The following is a 4,224-nucleotide window of genomic DNA, read 5'->3' as shown; positions in this document are numbered from 1 at the left end:
CGCCGTATGCCGAACGGCACGTACGGTGGTGTGAGAGGTCGGTGAACATGAAAATAGGAGATAAACACCTATGATTAGTGTTTACCTCCTACTCGATTTGTCTGGCAGGTGTATGGCGGAAATAGACACAAAAAAAACGATATTCATCTTTTTATGAATACCGCCGACTTCCGAAAGAACCCCCATAATAGGGTTCTTGTTTCATCATCATTCAGTTGTTTGTGTTTCTGTTATCCTTTCTTTCTCTTTTTACCTCAAAGCAATTCATCTAATTCCTATTGAATCTAATTCCTGAAAACTTACCTTATTACTAATACCTAAAAAACAAAAACATCTAATACCTTAAATCTAATACCTTTTTGCTTTGAATTGTTTACCTTAATCTAATACCTTTAGTTTTTGTATATGTCATCTAATACCTATTAGTTAATGCTTATTGGTTTCACAACCACGATGCAAAGGTATAGCTTTTTTGTGTTTCTGCAATAGACAGAAAGGATTTATTATAAAAAATGCAATATTTCTTGATGTAAATCATGTCGTATTTATTCTGATATGCCGTAAATAGCATATTCGTGTACGGAAACGGCAATAGTGTGCGCGATAACGATTGTTTTTTATAGCTGAAATGATAGATTTATCTTTGATGAATGAACCTGATGAAAACGTAACTTCAATGTTGCTTTTTAGGGTGAAATGTTAAATTTATCTTTCAGTTTTAAGATACGTTGGTTACTGCTGCCGCGGAATTCCAGATAGGGAGAATATAATGCCTGTTCGAATTTCCCGTCTACCAATACGTCGATATAGTCGAGGATTGGTCGGCGGAGAGGGTCGGCAAGTAATGTTTCGTAGGTGTATCCGGTGTAACACCAGATATTTAGTTTGGTATATTCATGGAATTTCCGGATAACCGGCAGAAATTCTTTGGGATTGTAGAAAGGGTCTCCTCCAGAGAATGTGATGCCGTCCAGCAGCGGATTGGCGTTAATCTGGTCAATCATTGTTTTGATTGCCGTTTCTGTCAAAGGAAAACCAGCTGACGGATTCCACGATTCAGGATTGTGGCATCCTTTGCAACGGTGGCTGCATCCGGCAAGGTAGATGGAAAAGCGGATGCCTTCACCGTCGACAATGGTTTCGGGATATGTGTAGAGGTAATGGAGCACTTTTTTAATGATGTTTTACACGGTCGCGTTCTTCGGCACGTTTGGCAGAATTCCAACTGTTTAAGTCCCCGGTCAGATAACCTGTGATGCGGCGCATGCGGAGGATGTTCTCGCTGTTGCAGATGGGGCATTTGTCGTAGATTACACCTCGGTATCCGCAGTTATGGCATGTGTCTACCGGATGGTTGATAGAACCGTAGCCGATGCCTTCATCGTGCATCACTTTGACAATCTTGGCAATGGCGCGCACATTCTTTTGCGCTTCGCCGTCCAGTTCCACATACGTGATGTGTCCACCCCGTGTCAAGGCGTGAAACGGTGCCTCGCATTTGATTTTCTCAACGATGCTGATGGGTTCTTTTACGTCTACGTGGAACGAGTTGACGTAATAATCACGGTCTGTCACACCGGGAATAATGCCGTATTTCTTGCGGTCGATACGGGTGAAACGTCCGGAAAGCCCTTCTGCAGGCGTGGCGAGTATCGAGTAGTTCAGTCCATATTTCTGTTTGAATTCGTCTGCTACCCGGTTCATTTCCTCTATTGCCTCGTATAAAGTGTTCCATGCTTTGCGGTTATGCCCGTGCCCTGTGCCGTAAAGTGCGGTCATGGCATTGTGTCCGCCGATAAAGCCGATGCCTAACGTGCCTTGTTTCAATACGTCGCCCACTTCATCGTTCGGATTCAGTTTGCCTCCTCCTTTCCATACATCGTTGCTCATCATGAACGGGAACTGGCGGGCAAGGGCGGTCCGCTGGTATTGGTAGCGGACATACAGTTGTTCTCCGATAAATTCCGACATGCGGTGCACCGATTGCAGGAACAGCTCTTTGGCGTGTTGTTCGATGGCCTCCTGGCTTTGGTTTCCCGGTGTGCGCTCTGCTTCCCGGCGTGCTTCGATGGCAAGGCGGGGCAGGTTCATTGTGGTAAACGAAAGGTTTCCCCGTCCCAGACTGGTCTTTTCGCCGTTCAGGTTTTCGAATACACGGGTGCGGCATCCCATGGTGGCAAGCTCGTAGCGGTATCGCTTCGGGTCGTTCGGATTCCATTTCTCGTTTTGGTTGAACGGGGTGTCTAAGAACATGAAGTTCGGGAAAAGGGCTTTCGCCGTAGTGCGGCATGCTTTCAGAAACAAGTCAAAGTTGGGTGCCTCGAAAGTCATTCCGCCGTTCAGTGCTGCTTCAAAGTCGGTCATTGCTTTCTGATAATCGGCATCCGAGTAGGATACCCCGTCTTTTATCTTGAATATCTGGATGGGGAATACCGGCACTTCGCCTTGCGTGCCCAGTCCTTCAACGGTGGCTTGGAGCAGTTCTTCGATGACCATCCGTCCTTCGGGAGAAGTGTCCGTCCCGTAATTGATGGAACTGAAAACCACTTGGTTCCCGCCTCGCGAGTGCATGGTGTTCAGGTTGTGGATAAATCCTTCCATAGCCTGATGCGTGTCTTTCCGCACTTGCTTGTGGGCGGAGTGCAGGATGTGCGCCGATTCTTCTTCGGTGAGGAAGCAGCCTTCGTTTGCCAGCGCTGTAAGGAAAGCCTTTCGGGCTTTTGCGTCCGGTTCTATCGAAGTCAGGTGTTTGCGTACGTGTTCCATCAGGGCTTTTTCGTCTATCGGCGTACCTTTCATTTCCATATAGAAAGCAATGTCCGTTACAATCGCTTTCTGATAGCTTTTCAATACGCCTTTTGCCATGAAGAAGTCGAATGCCGGAATCGCTTGCCCTCCGTGCTGCTCGTTCTGGTTGGTCTGGAAGATAATGGTAGCCAGTGTGGCATAGCTTTGGATAGACTGGGGCGTGCGGATGCTTCCGTTCTTGGTATGGAATCCCCGTTCGAATAGGTCATCCAAGTCATATTGGATACACGTGGTGGTTTTGGTGGGATAATAATCTAGGTCATGAATATGAATATCCCCCATGCGGTGCGCTTCGGCATATTGCTTGGGCAGCAGGTATTTGTACGTGTAGTCTTTGGTGACTTCCGAGGCGAAGGTCATCATCTGTCCGGCAGGCGTATGGCTCGACATGTTGGCGTTGCTCAGGTTCACGTCGTTCTTGTCTATTGCCACGATGCCGTCCATGATGTGTTTCATCTGTGTTTTGCGCTCGCGTTCGGTATTGCGCCACTGGCGGTAGATGATGTATTTCTTCGCTACTTCGGGCTGCACTTTCATCAGTTCGTTTTCTACGAGGTCTTGGATTTCCTCTACATTTAATGTTGGATGTTCGAAATGTGAAATAACCCGCTGGGTGATTTCATCAATCAATGCTTCTTGGCGTTCCAAGCCTGTAGCTTGGAATGCTTTCCCGATGGCATTCGAGATTTTGGATGCCGAAAAGTCTTCCCGCTTTCCGTCCCGTTTGATAATGCAAATGTCTGCAGTATTCATACGTCTGTGTTTTTAAGTGAAACATAAATTCTGTTTTTCCGTGGCAGGTCTTCTGACTGATTCCTCTCTGCAGACGCCTTCCCACCTGTTCGAGGCAGTGGCTGCATTTGCATGTCCCGAGTTTTGGAAATCACAGCAGCGGGTACTGTTGCCGATGTGCGCGGCATTCCCTATTGAAACTTTTTTGTTACCATAAGAAAAACATTTGCAAAGGTAGTGATTTGGCACATTTCTCAAAATGTACTTTTGCTGAGGTTGTCTAAATTGAATAACTTCTGAAAATAAAAATGCCGATTTAGTGGCTTGTATCGCTGTTTATTGGAAAACTTAATTTATAATGAATGTTTCTTGTTTGACATTCTGATTTTTTTTGTTAAGCCACATTCCCGGTATTGGCCGGCTCGTCAGTGAAGGTTTTCTTTTAGCCAGTATGATTGCAGAACGAAGATATGTTTCAATAGCAGTTCATGTATCTGCAATTGCCAATGTATATATATTCTCGCGGCACAAGGGTGGTCAAATTATATTGGTAAAGCTCATTTATCCTGTATGAAACAGACAATGCCTGTATGCATAAACAGAAGCACACCCACCGTCAAGTTAGAAGTGCAACTCCGCCACCGCCTTCCTCCGTCCTTGGAGCGTAGCGGAAAGGGCGGAGGA

General features: G+C 46.0%; 2 protein-coding genes and 1 riboswitch. Both genes read right to left on the bottom strand.

Going from position 1 to position 4,224, the window contains the following annotated elements:
* Positions 1-686 precede the first annotated feature (686 nt).
* Positions 687-1,169, bottom strand: coding sequence for an anaerobic ribonucleoside-triphosphate reductase activating protein (gene nrdG / locus H9625_RS17115; protein ID WP_022039569.1), 483 nt, complete (start codon positions 1,167-1,169; stop codon positions 687-689).
* A 4-nt stretch (positions 1,170-1,173) separates the two neighbouring features.
* Positions 1,174-3,561, bottom strand: coding sequence for an anaerobic ribonucleoside triphosphate reductase (locus H9625_RS17110; protein ID WP_191765517.1), 2,388 nt, complete (start codon positions 3,559-3,561; stop codon positions 1,174-1,176).
* A gap of 25 nt (positions 3,562-3,586) precedes the next feature.
* A riboswitch (cobalamin riboswitch) is annotated at positions 3,587-3,771 on the bottom strand.
* Positions 3,772-4,224 lie beyond the last annotated feature (453 nt).

Source organism: Phocaeicola intestinalis (genome assembly GCF_014837065.1).
Taxonomy (GTDB): domain Bacteria; phylum Bacteroidota; class Bacteroidia; order Bacteroidales; family Bacteroidaceae; genus Phocaeicola; species Phocaeicola intestinalis.
Note: the sequence above shows the minus strand (reverse complement) of the source record. Positions and strands in the feature narration are given on the sequence as shown.